Origin of the sequence: Primorskyibacter flagellatus (assembly GCF_048268605.1) — a bacterium.
In the GTDB taxonomy this organism is placed as follows: domain Bacteria; phylum Pseudomonadota; class Alphaproteobacteria; order Rhodobacterales; family Rhodobacteraceae; genus Primorskyibacter; species Primorskyibacter flagellatus.
Map to the genome: position 1 here is coordinate 590,091 of NZ_JBLWVF010000001.1, position 18,157 is coordinate 608,247.

An 18,157-nucleotide genomic window follows, 5' to 3' on the forward strand; every position below is an offset into this window, starting at 1 on the left:
GTTCCGGCAAATCCAGCAAGAACCTGCCCGGAATGAGTGTAAAATAGCAACATGGAAACAAGGGGTTGTCTAAAAGTGCGAAAGGAGCCCTAAGGCTCCTTTCTGTATTCTTCACTCCCCGTCGGACTGGCCGACTTCATCATTGCTGAAACGGTACGAGACTTGAATGTCACGGTCAACAGAAAAAATATCGGCATCTAAGATGGGTTGCATGAAATTTTTCTTGACGGAATTCTCAACCCGAATCGATTTGAACGTCGTGCTCAAAGCCGTTCGGCCAAAAAAATGCCGCACCCGAAGGTGCGGCCAGTCTAACAGGGAGGAAGTCTGTCCGAGACCAAAGAGGACATGTGGCACCGGACGTATTTGACTTTCAACGGAAATGGTTAAGGTTAGATGTTCAGGGCGTTACGGGCCAGCAGCAGGGGCAGCGATCAATGGATAACGGAATCTTCATCGGAGGTGGCGGAGCGGACTATGTCGAGAAGCAGTTTCTTGATCTCAAATACGCCAATCGGCACGGTCTGATCGCAGGGGCGACCGGCACCGGGAAAACCGTCACACTGCAGATCCTGGCCGAGGGTTTTTCTGCCGCTGGCGTTCCGGTTTTCCTGTCGGATGTAAAAGGCGATTTGTCCGGGCTGGCGGAACCCGGCAGTGTGGATGTCAATTTGCATGATGCCTTCACCGAACGCGCGGCCCGGATCGGGTTTACTGACTTCAGCTATGATGCATTCCCGGCGGTTTTCTGGGATCTGTTCGGCAAGCAGGGACATCCCGTGCGCACCACCGTGGCCGAGATGGGCCCATTGCTGATTTCGCGGCTGCTGGATCTGACCGAAGCGCAGGAAGGCATCCTCAACATCGCCTTCCGGCTGGCCGACGAACAGGGGCTGCCCATTCTCGACCTCAAGGATTTGCAGGCGCTGCTGGTTTGGACCGGCGAAAACCGTGCCGACCTCAGCCTGCGATATGGCAATATCTCGGTTGCGTCGATCGGTGCCATTCAACGCCGCCTGTTGGTGCTGGAAAACCAAGGCGGGACGCAGATCTTCGGCGAACCGGCTCTGGATTTGGCCGATATGATGCGCGTGGGCAAGGACGGACGTGGCCAGATCAACATCCTTGCTGCCGACACGCTGATGGGCGCGCCACGGCTGTATGCGACCTTCCTGCTGTGGCTGCTGTCAGAGCTGTTCGAAGAGCTGCCCGAGGTTGGTGACCCCGACAAGCCCAAGCTGGTCTTCTTTTTCGACGAAGCACATTTGCTGTTCGACGATGCCCCGAAGGCGCTGGTCGACAAGGTTGAACAGGTTGCGCGGCTGATCCGGTCAAAAGGCGTCGGCGTCTATTTCATCAGCCAGAACCCCGACGACATCCCCGAAGATATCCTCGGCCAGCTTGGCAACCGGGTCCAGCACGCCTTGCGCGCCTTCACTGCGCGCGACAAGAAAGCCCTGCGGATGGCGGCTGAAACCTACCGGCCCAACCCGGATTTCGACACGGAATCGACGATCCGTGAGGTTGGTGTAGGCGAGGCGGTGACCTCGATGCTGATGAAGAAAGGCGTGCCGGGGATTGTGCAGCGCACTTTGATCCGTCCGCCATCTTCGAAACTGGGCCCGATCACGAATGCCGCACGTTCCAAACACGTCGCCGCATCCGATCTGGGCACAAAATATGCCGATGCCGTGGATCGCGACTCCGCCAGCGAAATGCTGCAACGGCGTGCCGAGGCCGCCGCCCGCGCCGCAGAGGACGCAGAGCATCGCGAGGAAGAGCAATCCGCAGCAGAGCGCGAGTTCAGCGCCGCACGGCGCTACTCAGGCACACGCGTGTCGCGCTCTTCCTCAAAGTCGCGGAAAGGCACGCTCGATTTCGACGATAGCAGCCTCGGCGGTGCCATCGCCAATGTCCTTGTCAAAGAAATCAAAGGCACCACCGGTCGCCGCATTGTTCGCGGCATTCTGGGCGGTCTCTTCAAGGCTCGATAACGCCGCGACGCCCCTAACAAGGGCACCACCCCTTCTTCTTGGCACAAATACTCCCGCCGGAGGCGTCGACCTTCTCAAGCTGCACCGCCGCAGGATCGTTGACGCAGAAATGTCATCGCTCCGGCAACAGTCCCCGCGGACTGAAACGCAGCACCAAAAGCAGGATCAAACCCATGGTCAGCAGCCGCATATGCGCCACGCTGTCCAGCAGGTGGCTTTTCAGCCAGGATCCGTCGCTCATCCCGGCGGTGATCAGCCCCATCAGGGCACTTCCGATCGGCTCCACCTCGACCCATAGGAACCAGATCAGGAACCCGCCAAGGACCGCGCCCAAATTGTTGCCAGAGCCGCCGACAATCACCATCACCCAGACAAGAAACGTATAGCGCAGCGGTTGGTAGCTGCTTGGAGTCAACTGGCCGTCCAGCGTGGTCATCATAGCGCCCGCAATGCCGCAAATCGCAGAGCCGAGGATGAATATCTGGAGATGCCGACCGGTGACATCCTTGCCCATCGCCCGAGCAGCGGTTTCATTGTCCCGGATCGCGCGCATCATCCGACCCCAAGGACTTCTCAGCGCCAGTTGTGACAGGGTCAGAAGCACCACCAGAACGGCCGCAAAAAGCGCTCCGTAGCCCAGTTTGACGAAAAGTGTGGATGCGGTGGTTGGATCAAGCCCGAAGCCCGCAGCGCGTTCGACAAAACCGGGATCGTTCTGCAAATCAATCTCGTAGGGCAGGGGCCGCGGCAGGCCGATGACATTCTTGACGCCGCGCGTCAGCCAATCCTCGTTCTTCATTATAGCGATGACGATCTCGGCAATGCCAAGCGTGGCGATGGCAAGGTAATCTGACCGCAACCCCAGTGCGGTCTTGCCGATCAGCCACGCCGCACCCGCCGCCAGAAGGCCGCCCACCGGCCAGGCGATCAATACCGGCAGCCCCAGCCCGCCAAGATACCCGGTGGTGGCGGGGCTGATCGCCTCGACCGCGTCAACGCCTGCATCGAACACGGCGCGGAAGATGAAAAAGCCCGCCACGATCAGGACAAAGACCACCAGTCCGCGCAACCGTCCGGCAAGCCGTCCCCAAGCGATAACCGCAGCAGCGATGACCCCTGCGCCGACCAACAGCCCGCCAAGCACCCGCAAGCCGCCTGCTGCCCAAGCCTCTGCCACGGGCGGCGCGGAAACAAGAACTGTCGCCAGCCCGCCCAAGGCCACGAAGCCCATGATGCCGACGTTGAATAGCCCCGCAAAACCCCATTGCAGGTTCACGCCCAGGCTCATTATTGCCGAAATCAGCCCCATATTCAGGATCAGCAGGGCGGTGTTCCAGCTTTGCAGAAACCCGGATCCAAGGATCAACAGCCCCACGACTGCAAACAGGATAATCTCGCGTGAGGTCATCGGGATGGTCTCCGTCTTGCTGAACAAACTTGCGCGCTGGTCCGGGTGCCGGACTGTGGCGCAGTTTGCACGTCAGGGGCAGGGAGGCAAAGCAGGAATTGGCGTCAACTTTGCCCATAGACAAAGAAAAACCGGCACCGCAGATACGGTACCGGTTGTCTGTTGGCCCTGAAAGGGGGCGTGAAGCTCAGCTTTCGGCCTTGTCAGTCTTGTTTCCGGCCACAGTGTCGGTCAGCTTGCGCAACACGCGCGCGGATTTCTCCATCGACTTTTCAGGCAGTTCGGAAAGCGCGTCGCCAAGCAGGACGGTCAGCTCCTTTTCGACAACTTGCAGCACGGTGCGGCCTGCATCTGTCAGCAGAACCTTTCGGGCGCGCTTTTCGTCTTCGTTTATCTTCAGCTCGACATAACCTTTTTCGGCCAGACGGTTGACGATCTGGAACATCCGCTGACGGGTCAACGAAAATGCGCGACCGAGGGCTGCGACTGACAGGTCCTCCTTGTTGGCCAGACGACGCAGAACCAGCCAGCCGGCTGTGGTCAGGCCCTTGTCAGCCAATATCTTGTTGCTGGTAATCGCGGATTGCAGCGAAAATGCGTTCACGATGATGCGGGCGAAATCCGTGGTTGTGCTCATGAGAATATGCTCCGGGAGTTATCTGATGATGGTGCCGGTGTTCCAGCGCTTATGGAACATTTGGGGCGCACCCGGCCTATTGTCAATAGCCTTTACGGTTTTGACCTTATCGGCAGCGTTACGCTTGCGCCGCTACCGTTTCAGAACCCTGCGCAGTCTTTTTGTCCTGCGTGCTCTGTGCCTTCCAGACTGTGTGGGCAATACTCACGGCCTCATCCGCCGTCAGGCCGGGGTAATTCTGCCAAGGCTCATTCAAATCGGGCAGGGGCGAGCGGAACAGATCGTCCCCATCCGCCAGATAACGCGCCGCGATCAGCGCATTGCTTTCGGCAAATTCCCGGGCAATTGCCAGCCGCTCACCTGGCGGATAAAGCGCCTCATGCTCTGGCTTGTCAGGACGGTCCTGGGACCATGCCTCAAGCGTTTTCTGTAGCAGTCGATACTCGTGGTTGATCCGCCGCTCATTGGGGAATTTCATGAGGAAATCCATCGCCGCACGGTTCAGCTTGTCATTGCGGCGTGGTGCTTGCCTGTAGTCAGGGGTCAGCGTCAGCCCGAGCACGTCCATAAACTGCTCGATCAGCGAGGTTTCATAGAATTTCGGCTCAAAACGTCGCACCGAGATCCGGTCGATGCCGATGGCATTCTCCCAGTCGCGCAGGACACGATCGTAGTTCAGGCTAGGTTTCATCTGCCGCAAATAGCTGTGGCGATCGCTGAAGACGGCACCGCCGCGTAATTGCTGTCGGTAAACTGATTCCAGCCACTCATCCTGCCTGCGCAGATAGACCAGCATGTTGATGTCATAGTCCGAAAAATATTGCGTCAGCCGTATCAGATCATTGATATGAAACAACGACTCTGAACTGATCACGACATTTTGGGCGCCGCTTTGTTCGCGTTCGCGGGCCAGTACCCAGCGCACCTTGGCAGCATCGGCCTGCCGAATCCACGCCAGTTGCTTGTTATCGGTGCGAAAGAAATTGCCGAATGTGTGATGCGCATGCCATTGCCGCCCGGTTTCGGGATAGAGCCAGCCATTCTGCGCCAACACCTGGCGATTCAGCGAACAATGCAATTGGATCGTGGTTGTTCCGGTCTTGGGCAGTCCGGTGTGGATCAGGAGCTTCGGTTTCACGGTTTATATCTCTAGTGCTGGCGTTTGTATTTCTATCGAGGCGTTGTTGCTGCGCCTCGCCGGGAAATCAAACTGATTTTCCTCGGAAAAGGCCGGTTGGCCGGAACAATAGCACGATCAGCAGGATCATAAAGCTGACGGCGAATTTATACTCCGTACTCAGAAGCTGTACCAATCCGTCCGGTTCCAGTGCTCCGGGCATCATATAGACCAGCACTTTTTTCCAGGCATAGGTGATGCCCACCTCGGAAAACGCAATGACAAAACCGCCTGCGATGGCACCCACCGGGCTGCCCAACCCGCCAACAATGGCGCTGGCGAAGATCGGCAACAGCAGTTGGAAATAGGTGAACGGCTTGAAGCTTTTGTCCAGCCCATACAGCGTACCCGCCACCGTCGCCAATGCCGCGACAAGCAACCAGGTGACCAGCACCACCCGTTCGGGGTTGATACCCGACAGCAGCGCCAGATCCTCGTTATCCGAATAGGCCCGCATGGATTTGCCGGTGCGGGTGCGGTTGAGAAACCAGAAAAGCAATGCGACCACAACCACGGCCGTTACCAGCGTGATGGCTTGTGTGCTCTTGATCGCCAACCCTTCGTCAAGGCCGGTCATTTCCTTGAACTCGCGCGCGCCGATGATGAACCGTTCGCCATCGGCAAAGCGCTGATCTTCCGGCCCGATGATGAAGCGCGTGACGCCGTTATAGATGAACATCACCCCCATGGAGACGATGACAAGGATCACCGGTTTAGCCTTTTGCGCGCGGTAAAAACGATAGACCGCACGGTCGGTCAGCAAGACCATCGCGGCAGCGCCAGCAATGCCGAAGGGCAGGGCCAAGAGCGCCGTCGGCAGCGGACCAAAGCTGATTCCCGCCGCCTGCATGGCCCATGTCACCAGCACGACGACCATCGTGCCGAATGCCATCGTGTCGCCATGCGCAAAATTCGAAAACCGCAAGATGCCGTAGATCAGCGTGACACCCAACGCACCAAGCGCCAACTGGCTGCCATAGGCTAGTGCCGGGATCAGAACGAAGTTGGACAGGGCGACGATGGCGTTGAGAAAATCCATCAGCGCGTCTCCGGCGTGGGGTTCGTGTGTAAAACGCGGCTGATATCCGTCAAAACGCCAAGCACCAGCCCTGCGCAAAGCACGACATATCCTTCTTTGCGCAAGAGGCTGCCATCGGCGCGCGCGCCAAAAGGCTCGGCAATTGGTGGGAAAACGTCAAAGGATATTCCCAGCGCGATTGAAAACGCGCCCAATACGCAAGACCAATTGGCGAAGACGCGGCCCATTTTCGTATAATTCACACCCTATCCCCCCAGAAAACTCTTGCGCACATCATCATCCGCCAGCAACTCCTTGCCGGTTCCGGTGAAGGCATTTGCGCCTTGCACCAGCACATAGCCCTTGTCGGCGATCGCCAGCGCCTGCCGGGCGTTCTGTTCCACCATCAGGATCGGGATACCGGTGCGCGCGACCTCGATGATGCGGTCGAACAGCTCGTCCATGACGATGGGGCTGACGCCTGCGGTGGGTTCGTCCAGCATAAGCACCTTGGGCTTGGTCATCAGCGCGCGGCCGACAGCAACCTGCTGGCGCTGGCCACCGGACAGTTCTCCCGCCGCCTGACGCCGCTTGTCGCGCAGGATCGGAAACAGGTCATAGACCTGCTCCATCGTGTCGCGAAAATCGTCGCGCCGCACGAATGCCCCCATCTCCAGATTCTCTTCGACCGTCATCGAGGTGAAGATGTTATGCGTCTGCGGCACAAAGCCCATGCCCTTGACCACACGGTCCTGCGGGCTGAGTTTGGTGATGTCCTCGCCGTCCAGCACCACATGGCCCTCGCGCAGATCCAGCATGCCGAAAACGGCCTTCATCGCGGTGGATTTGCCCGCACCGTTAGGGCCGACGATCACTGCGATTTCCCCGCGCTCCACTGCGATCGTACAGCCGTGCAGAATGTCTGCGCCCCGCCCGTACCCACCGGACATTTCCTTGCCGATCAGGAAAGGATTGCCTTGCGCATCAGTGGCCTTGCCACCGCCCGCCGCACGCATGACCGATCCCATTCCGTGCGGGTTGGTGATTGACCGGTCGCGATTGCCGCGATCATCCTGCCAGGGGTTGCCGCTCATCCGCAGTCCGCCCGACGTAGTGCGAAACCGGTCTTTTCAGTCACGAATCCACGCGTGAGGCACCGTTGACAACGGGTTTTGGTGGCATGTTGTTCTGACAAACCCTCCATCACACCATCTCCTTGTTCTTCAGGCCCGTGCCGAGATAAGCCTCGATCACCGCATCATTGGCCTTGATCTCGTCAATCGTGCCTTGTGCGAGAACTTTGCCTTCGGCCATGACAATCACCGGATCGCAAAGACGGCCGATGAAATCCATGTCGTGTTCGATCATGCAGAACGTATAGCCGCGCTCTTGATTCAGCCGCAAGATCGCGTCCCCGATGGTGTTGAGCAAGGTGCGGTTCACGCCCGCGCCGACCTCGTCAAGAAAGACGACCTTGGCATCCACCATCATCGTGCGGCCCAGCTCCAGCAGTTTTTTCTGCCCACCGGACAGGTTGCCCGCGCGTTCATCCTTGAGATGCGAAATTGTCAGAAAATCAAGGACTTCATCGGCCTTCTTCAGCAAAGCAGACTCTTCCTGCGCAATCCGTCCGCGGCTGAACCACGCGTTCCACAGCGTTTCACCCGACTGGCCACCCGGAACCATCATCAGGTTTTCACGGCAGGTCATCGAGCCGAATTCATGCGCGATCTGGAAGGTGCGTAACATGCCCTTATGAAACAGGACATGTGGCGGCAGGCCGGAAATATCTTCGCCATCCATGCTGACGCGCCCGGAGGTCGGCTCAAGAACGCCTGCTATCACATTGAAAAGCGTTGTTTTTCCAGCGCCGTTTGGCCCAACAAGTCCGGTGATTGATCCGGTGGCGATCTCAAGCGACGCCCCATCAACGGCATGAAATCCGCCAAAATGCTTGTGCAGGTTCTCAACCCGTATCACAGCACCCCTTTCCGCGCCTTGATGACGCCTCTCATCTTATTGAAACAGCCCGGAAAACCGGGCTGCTTGGGTTTGCGTATTGACGTTCAGCGGAACGACACCGTTTCATAACCACCATCGGTGATGGTGTATTCGCGATAGGTGCCTGCGGCTTCGCCCGGTCCGATCAGTTCCACATTGGTGGCACCGACGTAATCGACCTCACCGCCATTGGCGAGGATTTCCAGCGCTTTGGCCAATTCGCCCGGCAGGATCTGTTCACCGGGGGCATTTGCCACATCCATGACGTTGTCCGCGACGGCCTTCGAGGTCGCCTCGCCACCCGCCATCATCGCCAGCGCGATCAGCGCCGCCGCATCATAGCTTTCACGGGTGAAGGACGACTCGCTGTTCACGCCTGCCGTTTCGGCGAGGGCCGCGAATTTCTCTGTGCCTTCGCCTTCGGACCATGGCACCGCGCCGAAGGAGCCTTCCATATCGCCGCCAAGATCCGCCATCAGGGCGTCGCTATACATGCCGTCGCCCATCATGAACGTGTCAAACGCGCCGGTGTCGAGCGAGGCCTGAATGATGCCCTTGCCGCCCTGATCGGAATAGCCCAGAACGACCAGAAGATCGCCACCCGCCGAGGCCAAAGCGCCGATTTCTGCGGAATAGTCGGCTTTGCCGTCCTCATGCGGGGCGTTCAGCGTGACGGTGCCGCCATTCGCCTCGAAAGACGAGATGAAGCTGTCGGACAGGCCTTTGCCGTAGTCATTGTTGGTATAGGTCACCGCGACAGAGGTGATGTCCTTGTCGGCCAGCAGATTGGCCAGCACTTCACCCTGACGCGCGTCAGATGGTGCGGTGCGGAAGAACAGCCCGTTATCTTCGGCATTCGACAGGCCCGGCGACGTTGCCGAGGGCGAGATCATCGGCACGCCATTGGGGACGGCCACGTTCGACAGGACCGCCCCGGTCACGCCAGAGCAGTCAGCGCCCATGATCGCCACGACACCATCGGTCGTGACCAGACGTTCCGCAGCGGCCGTGGCGGCAGCGCTGTCAACGCAGGTCGAATCCGCGCGCACCGGTGCAAGCGTCACGCCGTCCAGGAACTTGCCGCTGTCATTGACTTCGCTCAGCGCCAGTTCGGCAGAGCCAGCCATCATCGGCGTCAGCGATTCGATCGGGCCTGTGAAGCCCAGTATGACGCCTATATTCACGGTACTTGCGTGGCTTTCAGCATAAACGCCACTCGCAGTGAGGGCGCTCGCAGCGGTGGCCATCAAAAGTCTTTTCATTGTCTTCTCCCGAGTTGGAACATTTGTCCTGACCAAAGCCTAAGCGGCGTCATGCTAAATGAAAAGAGCCGTGTGATGTTGCCGTTGCGCGATGGTCGGACGGGTTTGTTTTGCGCGGTTTGAACATTGACTGAACCGGATGCCTGAAAGGTGAGCTTCGGCACCGGATCTGGCAGCGCACCCTGGTTTGTATGGTGCCGCATGCGCGTCCAAGTGCACCCGCCCCGGACTTGATCCGGGGCCTTTCTGCTCATGACGTTGAGGCCCCGGATCAAGTCCGGGGCGGGTGGCGCCAGATCACGCAGTCATTGAACCTCATACCGGCAGGCGCGCCGCATGGCTGCCGCGCTCGCGGTAGGGGGTGGTTTGATAATGGGCGCGGTAGCATTTCGAAAAATGTGAGGGCGATGCAAAACCGCAGGCGAGTGCGACGTTGATGACGCTCATATCCGTCTGCATCAGCAGGTTCCGCGCCTTTTGCAGCCGCAATTCCATGTAATATCGCTTGGGCGAACGATTAAGATAGCGGCGAAACAGACGCTCCAGCTGCCGTGTGGACATACTGACCTCTTGCGCCAGGACCGATGGGCTGATCGGTTCCTCGATATTGGCTTCCATCTTGTGAATGACCTGGCTCAACTTGGGATGGCGCACACCGATCCGTGTCGGGACGGACAGGCGTTGTGTGTCCTGATCCGTGCGGATGGCCGAATAGATCTGCTGGTCGGCGACCGCATTTGCCAGCTCCTCGCCGTGATCGTCGGCGATTAGCTGTAGAAACAGATCAATCGAAGACGTCCCGCCTGCGGTAGTGAGCCGGGTGCCGTCTACCACGAAAACGGATTTTGTCAGCTTCACGTCCTCGAACTCTTCGGCAAAGCTGTCGTGGTTTTCCCAATGGATCGTCGCCCGCTTTCCGTTCAACAGCCCGGCCCGCGCCAAAGTGAAGGATGCCGTACACAATCCTCCAACTGTCAGCCCACGCCGGGATTCGCGCCGCAGCCAGTTCAACAGACGTTTGGAGGTAGCTTCCTGCACATCTGTGCCGCCGCACAGCATGATGGTATCGTCGCGATGCAGCTCGTCCAGATCGCCATCCAGCGCAAACGTGGTACCGGTAGAGCTGACGGCATGGCCGCCGCCTTCAGCGATCACCCGCCAGCTGTAAAGCTCTTTGCCGGACATGCGATTGGCAAGGCGCAGGCAATCCATCGCCGCAGCGAAAGACAGCAGCGTGAATTGTTCCAGCAAGACGAACACGAAATGCCGGGGTTTGGTCGGCGTTTCAACGATCTCGATGACCTGACGTTGTGACGCCATCCTTCCGGTCTCCCTGCGTCTGCCGGGTGTCGCGTTGCGCAAGCCCCGTGGATGTCTTGTTTCAATTGGCCAGAAGCACGATAACCCGTCAAGGGGCAGGGCTGCATTTGCTTGTGGTCACTTGCCGCGCGGTTTTGTATAGAGGCCCCGCTATCGCTAACGACCGGAGAGAACAAATGACCGAGTGGCAGAAATCGAGCTGGCGTAACATGCCGCGGGTTCAGATGCCTGATTATACGGATGAGGCCGCGCTGAATGCCGTTGAAGCACAGCTTGCCAAATATCCGCCGCTGGTCTTTGCCGGCGAGGCGCGCACGCTGAAATCCCAACTGGGGGCCGCCGCACGCGGCGAGGCGTTCCTGTTGCAGGGCGGTGATTGTGCCGAGTCCTTCGACCAGTTCAGTGCCAATTCCATCCGCGACACCTTCAAGGTGATGTTGCAGATGGCGATGGTCCTGACCTACGGTGCCAAGGTGCCGGTGGTGAAGGTCGGCCGCATGGCCGGTCAGTTCGCCAAGCCGCGTTCCGCGCCCACAGAGGTCAAGGACGGGATGGAACTGCCCAGCTACCGCGGCGACATCATCAACGAGCTGGACTTCTCGGAAAAGGCGCGCACGCCCGACCCGCAGAAGATGTTGCAGGCCTATACCCAGGCTGCCGCCACGCTGAACCTGCTGCGCGCCTTTTCGACCGGCGGCTATGCCGACGTGCATCAGGTGCATCAGTGGACGCTTGGCTTTACCGAAGGCGAGAAGGCCGCGAAATATCGCGACATGGCCAACCGTATCAGTGACACGCTGGATTTCATGAAGGCCGCTGGCGTAGATTCCAAAGCCTCGCACACGTTGCAGACTGTGGATTTCTACACCAGCCATGAATCGCTGCTTCTGGAATATGAAGAGGCGCTGTGCCGTCAGGATTCGACCTCCGGCAAATGGCTGGCCGGGTCCGGGCACATGATCTGGATCGGCGATCGCACGCGCCAGCCCGACGGCGCGCATGTCGAATTCGCGCGCGGCGTGCTGAACCCGGTTGGCATGAAATGCGGCCCGACCACCACGGCAGAGGATCTCAAGGTTCTGATGTCGCGTCTGAATCCCGACAATGACGAGGGCAAGCTGACACTGATCGCCCGCTTCGGTGCCGGCAAGGTCGCGGAACACCTGCCGCGCCTTGTTAAGGCCGTTCAGGAAGAAGGTGCCAATGTCACCTGGGTTTGCGACCCGATGCATGGCAACACGATCAAATCCTCGACCGGCTACAAGACCCGGCCATTTGAGTCGGTGCTGCGTGAAGTGCGCGAGTTCTTTGGCGTTCACAAGGCCGAGGGCACAATCCCGGGCGGCGTGCATTTCGAGATGACCGGCCAGGACGTGACCGAATGCACAGGCGGCGTCCGCGATGTCAGCGACGAGGATCTGTCGGACCGTTACCACACCGCCTGCGACCCGCGCCTCAATGCGTCGCAATCGCTGGAATTGGCCTTCCTGGTTGCAGAAGAACTGACCGGGCGGCGCGATGCGCTGGCTGCCGCAGCGAGCTAAACCGGTTCCAAAATACCGTAAGAAAGGCGCTCAACAACCGAGCGCCTTTTTTTTGGCGACAAAGCAGGGCGCATTACGAAAAAAAGGAGAGCAAAGCGAATAGCCTTGCGCTCCCACTCATCAATAAAACACCCGGCGCGGGTTGCGCGCCGTTTCAATATTCGACTGCTACAAAAGGCCTTCAGTAATCGTCGGTCCGCACCAACCGTAATGCTGGTTTGTTCCCGAAAGGCGCGGCTCCTTCAGCAAAGCCGGGACCGGTGGCATTCACATTGTTCCGGATCGGCTGTGGCTGCACAGGGGCCATATTCCGCTTGCGCGGCACAAGCGACGGCGTATCCGTCTGACGATCGGGGCGCAGGTCCACGCGGCACACGCCGATCAGGTTCAGTGTTTCGACCCGAACGCCGACGATCTCCATCCGGCAGGGCAGGCGGCCGATTTTACCCTCTGTCACGAGAGCGCCCATTGCCCGGTCGACCTCACCGGTGTGGGAGCGCAGTGGATAAAGCACCAGCTTGCCGGTCAATGCAGGCCGACCGATACCCGCTTCAGCGCGCAGTTCAAGACGCAGGATCGCGGGTTCGGCAAACGCCTTTTGCAATGCGCTGGCAAGCGACTCGCGGCTTTCAGGGACGAAGAGCGCGCTTAACGGCATGCCCGCAACCTCCATGCCCATCAGGTCGGACAGATGCGCTCCGGCAACCCGCAGACGCGCAAGTCCTTTTCCGATACGCTCGACGATGAAAGACACGTCCAGCGCGCCCTGCAATCCGCGCCGATCAACCTCGCTGCGCGCCGGGATCGGATGATCATGCCGCAGCCCATGCCAATAGGCATCGACAAGGCGCAGTGCCGATGTCTGGTTTTTTTCTTGATATGGCTGAATTGAAATCACGTTCTTGGCGGTCTTTTTCCGGGAAAACACGGCGAAAACTCCACTCACTAATATCCTTCTTTGTTCGCCGACCGAAGTTCAGGTTAATTTGGCTTCACAAAGGTTACGAATACCTTAATAGCGCATGGCGATCACCGTTTCGCCACATTTCTTTCCAAAAGGTTAACGCATCCTCTGACCGGGTTCGCTTGCCAGCGCGGCCCGGATTGCGTAACCGATAGGCAACCGACCTGAAAGGAACATTCATGCGGCAGTCGATGACCGGTTTTGCCTCGGGGCAGGGCAGTGCGGGGCGCTACCGTTGGACATGGGAGATCCGCAGCGTCAATGCACGCGGGCTGGATCTGCGTCTGCGTGTTCCCGATTGGATCGAGGGGTTGGAGACTGCGTTGCGCGCCCGTTTAGGCAAGGCCGTAAAGCGCGGAAATATAACGCTGAACTTGCGCCTACAGGCTGATGAAGGCGCGGCACCTCAGCAGCTGAACGCGGACCAACTGGACGCGACCCTGACGGCTTTGGCAGAGGTAGAGACGCGCGCGATGGATCGCGGCATCACGCTGGCACCCGCCACCGCGACCGGAATTTTGGCGTTGCGCGGCATCCTTGACAACAGCACAACCGATACGGACACCGCTGGGTTGCGCGATACATTGGAAGCGGATTTTATCCCTGTTCTCAAAAGCTTCTGTGCCATGCGGGAAGCAGAGGGTGAGGCATTGCAATCCATTCTGACCGCCAAGATCGACCAGATCAAGCTGCTGACGGGCGAAGCCGAAACGCTTGGCGAGGCGCGTCGCAAAGACATGGCTGCGCGGATGAAAACCGCGCTTTCGCGCGCGCTGGATAATACCGACCGTGCCGATCCGGACCGGGTGGCGCAGGAATTGGCACTGATCGCTGTCAAGGCGGATGTGACAGAAGAGCTGGACCGCCTGCACGCGCATGTCGCCGCCGCCCGTGATCTTCTGGCCAGCGATGGTCCCGTGGGGCGCAGGTTGGATTTTCTGACTCAGGAATTCAATCGCGAAGCCAACACATTGAGTTCGAAGGCACAATTCCAGCCCTTGACGCGCGTCGGGCTGGACCTGAAGACGGTGATCGACCAGATGCGCGAACAAGTTCAGAACGTGGAGTAGGCAATGACCGACCGGCGCGGCCTTTTGATTATCCTGTCCTCGCCTTCGGGTGCGGGCAAATCAACCCTGTCCAAGCGGTTGCTGGAATGGGACCCCAGCCTGCGCTTTTCGGTTTCCGCGACGACACGCGCGCCCCGTCCCGGCGAAGTTGACGGCAAGGACTATCATTTCATGGCCGAAGAGCAGTTCAAGCATGACGTCATCGAAGGCCAGATGCTGGAACATGCCCATGTTTTCGGCAACTTCTACGGCTCTCCTATGGCACCGGTTCAAGCGGCAATCGAAGCCGGGCGCGACGTTTTGTTCGACATTGACTGGCAGGGCGCACAGCAGATTTCCAACTCTGTCCTGCGTGATTTCGTGCTGTCAGTTTTCGTTCTGCCGCCCTCGATTGCCGAATTGCGCCGCCGTCTGGAAAGCCGTGGGCAAGACAGCGCCGAGGTGATCGCCAAGCGAATGCAGAAAAGCTGGGACGAGATTAGCCACTGGGACGGTTACGACTATGTGCTGGTCAATGACGATCTGGATCAGAGCTTTGAAAAGCTGCGCACCATCGTGACAGCAGAACGGCTGCGCCGCGCGCGGCAACCCGGCCTGCTGGATCATGTTCGCAATCTGCAAAAGGAATTCGAGGAGATCTCCGCATGACACTGTATAGAATCGACGGACAAGCGCCTGATATTGCTGAAGATAGCTGGGTTGCACCAGATGCGAACCTGATCGGGCGAATTGTTCTGCAAGCGGGGGCATCGGTCTGGTTCGGCAGCACTTTGCGCGGCGATAATGAGGAAATTCTGATCGGCGAAGGCTCGAACGTGCAGGAGAACTGCGTGTTTCATACCGATATCGGATATCCGCTGACAATCGGCGCTGGGTGTACCATCGGCCATAAGGTCATGCTGCACGGCTGTACCATCGGGCAGAACTCGCTGATCGGCATGGGGGCAACCGTGTTGAATGGCGCGAAGATCGGCGACAATTGCCTGATCGGCGCCGGTGCTCTGATCACCGAAGGCAAGGAAATTCCCGACGGTTCGCTGGTCATGGGTGCGCCGGGTAAGGTTGTGCGCCAATTGGACGATGCCGCCATCGAGGGGTTGCGTCAAAGTGCGCGGCACTATCAGGACAATATGCGGCGGTTTCGCACCGGGCTGAAGCCAGTCTGAAACGGTATACCACGTCCTGCGGCATGTTTTGCATTAACCCTGATTATGTCGAAAAAGTGGCCGCCATCCATTCACAAGAAGGCGCGGCACTGTGTAAAAGCGCCGGGGTTAACCGTGATCGTTCCAAATTGGGCAAGTTATCCACAACAGATCTGGACTCCGACAGACCGACACCCATCCGAAAGGACACGCCATGAAGCCTACTCTCATCCGTCCCGGGGGGCTGCCAGCGGGCGCACAACACGCGGTTGTCACGCCGCTGATGCCATCGGTGGTTTATGCCGCCGATAGCCCGGATGCGCTGGACGCTCAATATGGCGGCATTGTCGAGGGCTATACCTATGCGCGTGAGGGGCATCCCAACGCGGACGTGCTGGCGCGCCGGATAGATGCGATGGAAGGCGCGACCGGCGGGCTGGTCGTCGGGTCCGGCATGGCGGCGGTGACGGCGGTTCTGTTGGGTCTGCTTGAAGCGGGCGATCATGTGCTGGGGGGCGATCAGCTTTATGGGCGGTCTCTGCGGATGCTGAAAGAGGACCTGCCACGGCTGGGCATCGCCACGTCGCAAGCCGATCCGACCGATGTTGACGCGATGCGCGCCGCTTTGCGACCAGAGACAAAGCTGATCCTGATCGAGGTTGTCTCGAACCCGACGCTGCGGGTGGCCGACATGAACGGGCTGATCGAGCTTGCCCGTGAAAAGAACATCCTGCTGGCCGTGGACAATACCTTCACGACCCCTCGTGCCATCCGGCCGCTGGAGATGGGTGCCGACATTCTGATCCATTCCGTCACCAAGCTGATGGCGGGGCATTCCGACGTGACGCTGGGATATGTGGCCGCAAAGGACGAAGCCCTGCGCCGCAAGCTGTACGATTTCGCCGTGACCATAGGGCTGACCGCCAGCCCGTTCGATTGCTGGCTGGCCGAACGCGGATTGATGTCCTTTGACCTGCGGTTCGACCGGGCAGAGGCGACAGCGCAGCGTCTGGCCGAACATCTGGCCAGGCAGGCGGGCGTGAAACGGGTTCTCTATCCCACGCGCGTCGATCACCCTGATCACACCCGCGCGCAGGGGCTGTTGCAAGGGCGCGGATGCAACATGGTCAGCTTTGAGCTGGACGGCGGGCGCGACGCGGCCAATGCCTTTGTCAAAGCTGCGGATGGCGTGGCCTTCGCACCGACGCTGGGCGATGTGGGCACGACGCTGTCGCACCCGGCCAGTTCCTCGCATCGCAGCCTGACCCCCGCACTGCGCGCCGCGCTCGGCTTGACCGAAGGGTTCTTCCGCGTCTCGGTTGGTCTCGAGGATCCAGCTGCGCTGCTGGCAGTGTTCGACAAAGGGCTAAAGGCTGCAAGGCAGGCATGAGTTCTGATCTGGCAAAAGCGCTGGTCGACGCGATCCCGCTGGCGACGATCCTCGTCGGTGCAGATGAACGCGTGCAAGCTGCCAATGCCGAGGCCGACAAGCTGCTTGGTCCAGGTGTCAGGGGGCGGCATTTTATAGCCGTGCTGCGCCAGCCTGCCGTTCTTGATGTCATAGAAGGATGCCTGCGTGACGGATCGGCGGCGACGGCGCGCTATCTGACATCGGTCGGGGCGCAGGACGTCACCTACAAGGTCAGCGCGCGGCACGTTCCGGATGCCGGCGCGCTGATCTGTTTCGAGGATGTCACGCATATGGAGCAGGCCGTACAGATGCGCCGTGACTTCGTGGCAAATGTCAGCCACGAATTGCGCACGCCGCTGACGGCGCTGATGGGCTTCGTGGAAACGCTGCGTGGCCCCGCGCGCGAGGATGCCGTGGCACGCGAACGCTTTCTTGGGATCATGGAGCGTGAGGCCAACCGGATGAATCGGCTTGTCGGCGATCTGTTGTCACTCAGCCATGTCGAATCGGAAGAGCGGGTCCGTCCGACCGCGCGGGTCGACCTGTGCGGATTGGTCCGCTCCACATCGCATTCGCTTGCGCCTTTGGCCGAGGATGCCGGGGTGACCCTGATGTTGGATCTGCCCGAGGACGGGTTTGATATTGCCGCCGATTCCGATCAACTGCGTCAGGTTCTGATCAACCTCACAGAGAATGCGATCAAATATAGCGGGCGCGGGTCGACGGTTACGATGTCGGTCACGAGCCCCGTCTACCAACCGCGTTTGCGGAGCGACGGCACCCAGCTGACGGTGCGGGATACCGGACTGGGCATCGACGCGATCCATATTCCCCGCCTGACGGAACGGTTCTACCGCGCCGACAGCCACCGGTCGCGAGAGATGGGCGGCACCGGACTGGGATTGGCAATCGTCAAGCACATCATCAACCGCCATCGTGGCCGGATGCGCATTACCAGTGAAAAAGGGCAGGGGACGACCGTCAGCGTTTTGTTGCCCATTGGATAGACGCATCCGGCGATATTGCCGAAATTCTTGCGGTGCATTCCCTTGAGAAGATCAAGTTTCTGACTTTCGAAATATGAATGAAGTCACTTTTAATTATGCATTATCAAATACTTGAGCGATGCACTGCAACGCATAACCCCCAGCGCCGTCAATGTCATAAAACCGTTACGAACTTGTCACAAAACCATAGCGTGCCCGT

Annotated in this window: 17 protein-coding genes; 7 read left to right on the forward strand and 10 right to left on the reverse strand. The window is 59.2% G+C overall.

What is annotated here, in order from left to right:
* Positions 1–437 precede the first annotated feature (437 nt).
* Complete coding sequence (locus ACN0WV_RS02810; protein WP_417603652.1) at positions 438–1,994, forward strand: helicase HerA-like domain-containing protein; 1,557 nt, start codon at positions 438–440, stop codon at positions 1,992–1,994.
* Between the two features lie 112 nt (positions 1,995–2,106).
* Here the strand turns inward: ACN0WV_RS02810 and ACN0WV_RS02815 are convergent, their stop codons facing one another.
* From ACN0WV_RS02815 to ACN0WV_RS02855, 9 genes are all read right to left on the reverse strand, one after another.
* On the reverse strand, positions 2,107–3,402 hold the full coding sequence (locus tag ACN0WV_RS02815) for a branched-chain amino acid ABC transporter permease (protein ID WP_417603654.1): 1,296 nt from the start codon (positions 3,400–3,402) through the stop codon (positions 2,107–2,109).
* Between the two features lie 187 nt (positions 3,403–3,589).
* Positions 3,590–4,039, reverse strand: a complete 450-nt coding sequence (locus tag ACN0WV_RS02820) for a MarR family winged helix-turn-helix transcriptional regulator (RefSeq protein WP_417603656.1) — start codon at positions 4,037–4,039, stop codon at positions 3,590–3,592.
* Positions 4,040–4,157: 118 nt separating this feature from the next.
* On the reverse strand, positions 4,158–5,177 hold the full coding sequence (locus ACN0WV_RS02825) for a hypothetical protein (RefSeq protein ID WP_417603658.1): 1,020 nt from the start codon (positions 5,175–5,177) through the stop codon (positions 4,158–4,160).
* 67 nt (positions 5,178–5,244) lie between these two features.
* Positions 5,245–6,255 carry a branched-chain amino acid ABC transporter permease gene (locus ACN0WV_RS02830; RefSeq protein WP_417603660.1) on the reverse strand — a complete coding sequence of 337 codons (1,011 nt, stop codon included), beginning with the start codon at positions 6,253–6,255 and terminating at the stop codon, positions 5,245–5,247.
* Complete coding sequence (locus tag ACN0WV_RS02835) at positions 6,255–6,497, reverse strand: hypothetical protein (protein WP_417603662.1); 243 nt, start codon at positions 6,495–6,497, stop codon at positions 6,255–6,257. Before ACN0WV_RS02835 ends, ACN0WV_RS02830 begins: the two co-directional genes overlap by 1 nt.
* 3 nt (positions 6,498–6,500) lie before the next feature.
* Positions 6,501–7,328 (reverse strand): ABC transporter ATP-binding protein, encoded by an 828-nt coding sequence (locus ACN0WV_RS02840; RefSeq protein ID WP_417603664.1) that lies wholly within the window; start codon positions 7,326–7,328, stop codon positions 6,501–6,503.
* Positions 7,329–7,437: 109 nt separating this feature from the next.
* Positions 7,438–8,214: an ABC transporter ATP-binding protein gene (locus tag ACN0WV_RS02845; protein WP_417603666.1), complete on the reverse strand. Its 777-nt coding sequence runs from the start codon at positions 8,212–8,214 to the stop codon at positions 7,438–7,440.
* An 86-nt stretch (positions 8,215–8,300) separates the two neighbouring features.
* Positions 8,301–9,497, reverse strand: coding sequence for an ABC transporter substrate-binding protein (locus ACN0WV_RS02850; protein ID WP_417603668.1), 1,197 nt, complete (start codon positions 9,495–9,497; stop codon positions 8,301–8,303).
* A gap of 315 nt (positions 9,498–9,812) precedes the next feature.
* Positions 9,813–10,817, reverse strand: a complete 1,005-nt coding sequence (locus ACN0WV_RS02855) for a GlxA family transcriptional regulator (protein WP_084350019.1) — start codon at positions 10,815–10,817, stop codon at positions 9,813–9,815.
* A 176-nt stretch (positions 10,818–10,993) separates the two neighbouring features.
* On the opposite strand from ACN0WV_RS02855, the gene ACN0WV_RS02860 reads away from it, so the two are divergent.
* Positions 10,994–12,361 (forward strand): class II 3-deoxy-7-phosphoheptulonate synthase, encoded by a 1,368-nt coding sequence (locus tag ACN0WV_RS02860; RefSeq protein WP_084350020.1) that lies wholly within the window; start codon positions 10,994–10,996, stop codon positions 12,359–12,361.
* Between the two features lie 181 nt (positions 12,362–12,542).
* Here the strand turns inward: ACN0WV_RS02860 and ACN0WV_RS02865 are convergent, their stop codons facing one another.
* Positions 12,543–13,307: a PAS domain-containing protein gene (locus ACN0WV_RS02865; RefSeq protein ID WP_417603671.1), complete on the reverse strand. Its 765-nt coding sequence runs from the start codon at positions 13,305–13,307 to the stop codon at positions 12,543–12,545.
* Positions 13,308–13,504: 197 nt separating this feature from the next.
* On the opposite strand from ACN0WV_RS02865, the gene ACN0WV_RS02870 reads away from it, so the two are divergent.
* The 5 genes from ACN0WV_RS02870 to ACN0WV_RS02890 all read left to right on the forward strand — a co-directional run bounded on the left by ACN0WV_RS02870 (position 13,505) and on the right by ACN0WV_RS02890 (position 17,958).
* Complete coding sequence (locus ACN0WV_RS02870) at positions 13,505–14,395, forward strand: YicC/YloC family endoribonuclease (RefSeq protein WP_417603673.1); 891 nt, start codon at positions 13,505–13,507, stop codon at positions 14,393–14,395.
* A gap of 3 nt (positions 14,396–14,398) precedes the next feature.
* Positions 14,399–15,043, forward strand: coding sequence for a guanylate kinase (gene gmk, locus ACN0WV_RS02875; RefSeq protein ID WP_417603675.1), 645 nt, complete (start codon positions 14,399–14,401; stop codon positions 15,041–15,043).
* Complete coding sequence (locus tag ACN0WV_RS02880) at positions 15,040–15,561, forward strand: gamma carbonic anhydrase family protein (RefSeq protein ID WP_417603677.1); 522 nt, start codon at positions 15,040–15,042, stop codon at positions 15,559–15,561. Before gmk ends, ACN0WV_RS02880 begins: the two co-directional genes overlap by 4 nt.
* A 193-nt stretch (positions 15,562–15,754) precedes the next feature.
* On the forward strand, positions 15,755–16,930 hold the full coding sequence (locus tag ACN0WV_RS02885) for a trans-sulfuration enzyme family protein (protein WP_417603679.1): 1,176 nt from the start codon (positions 15,755–15,757) through the stop codon (positions 16,928–16,930).
* Positions 16,927–17,958, forward strand: coding sequence for a sensor histidine kinase (locus tag ACN0WV_RS02890; protein ID WP_417603681.1), 1,032 nt, complete (start codon positions 16,927–16,929; stop codon positions 17,956–17,958). Before ACN0WV_RS02885 ends, ACN0WV_RS02890 begins: the two co-directional genes overlap by 4 nt.
* Positions 17,959–18,157: the final 199 nt, after the last annotated feature.

Coding starts and splice junctions, on each gene's coding strand:
- ACN0WV_RS02810 (WP_417603652.1), top strand. CDS start 438: ATGGATAACGGAATCTTCATCGGAGGTGGCGGAGCGGACTATGTCGAG.
- ACN0WV_RS02815 (WP_417603654.1), bottom strand. CDS start 3,402: ATGACCTCACGCGAGATTATCCTGTTTGCAGTCGTGGGGCTGTTGATC.
- ACN0WV_RS02820 (WP_417603656.1), bottom strand. CDS start 4,039: ATGAGCACAACCACGGATTTCGCCCGCATCATCGTGAACGCATTTTCG.
- ACN0WV_RS02830 (WP_417603660.1), bottom strand. CDS start 6,255: ATGGATTTTCTCAACGCCATCGTCGCCCTGTCCAACTTCGTTCTGATC.
- ACN0WV_RS02840 (WP_417603664.1), bottom strand. CDS start 7,328: ATGAGCGGCAACCCCTGGCAGGATGATCGCGGCAATCGCGACCGGTCA.
- ACN0WV_RS02850 (WP_417603668.1), bottom strand. CDS start 9,497: ATGAAAAGACTTTTGATGGCCACCGCTGCGAGCGCCCTCACTGCGAGT.
- ACN0WV_RS02855 (WP_084350019.1), bottom strand. CDS start 10,817: ATGGCGTCACAACGTCAGGTCATCGAGATCGTTGAAACGCCGACCAAA.
- ACN0WV_RS02860 (WP_084350020.1), top strand. CDS start 10,994: ATGACCGAGTGGCAGAAATCGAGCTGGCGTAACATGCCGCGGGTTCAG.
- ACN0WV_RS02870 (WP_417603673.1), top strand. CDS start 13,505: ATGCGGCAGTCGATGACCGGTTTTGCCTCGGGGCAGGGCAGTGCGGGG.
- gmk (WP_417603675.1), top strand. CDS start 14,399: ATGACCGACCGGCGCGGCCTTTTGATTATCCTGTCCTCGCCTTCGGGT.
- ACN0WV_RS02880 (WP_417603677.1), top strand. CDS start 15,040: ATGACACTGTATAGAATCGACGGACAAGCGCCTGATATTGCTGAAGAT.
- ACN0WV_RS02885 (WP_417603679.1), top strand. CDS start 15,755: ATGAAGCCTACTCTCATCCGTCCCGGGGGGCTGCCAGCGGGCGCACAA.
- ACN0WV_RS02890 (WP_417603681.1), top strand. CDS start 16,927: ATGAGTTCTGATCTGGCAAAAGCGCTGGTCGACGCGATCCCGCTGGCG.